Annotated in this window: 1 protein-coding gene; it reads left to right on the forward strand. The window is 74.5% G+C overall.

Annotation, left to right across the window (positions count from 1 at the left end):
* On the forward strand, positions 1 to 271 hold a 271-nt coding region (locus SB753_RS37385; protein WP_410805189.1), incomplete at both ends, for an aldehyde dehydrogenase family protein.

Genomic DNA, 271 nt, shown 5'->3' on the forward strand with positions numbered 1-271 from the left:
GAAGCTGTCGGGCCAGTGGTGCGAGGCACCCCGCCGGGTGCTCGTCGACCGTGCGCGCCGGGACGAGCTGGCAGGTCTCCTGATCGCCGAGTTCGGCCGCCGGGCGATCGGGTCGAGCCTGGACGATGCGACCGAGGTGGGGCCGGTCGCGTTCGCCGGGCGCCGCGACGAGCTCGTCGAGCAGCGGGAGCGGCTGGCGCAGGCCGGTGCCGAGCTGCTGCGCGTCACACAGGTGCCCGCACAGGGATGGTTCTTCGAGCCGACGGTGGCG

Source organism: Paraburkholderia sp. SIMBA_053 (assembly GCF_046534895.1).
GTDB classification, from domain to species: domain Bacteria; phylum Pseudomonadota; class Gammaproteobacteria; order Burkholderiales; family Burkholderiaceae; genus Paraburkholderia; species Paraburkholderia caledonica.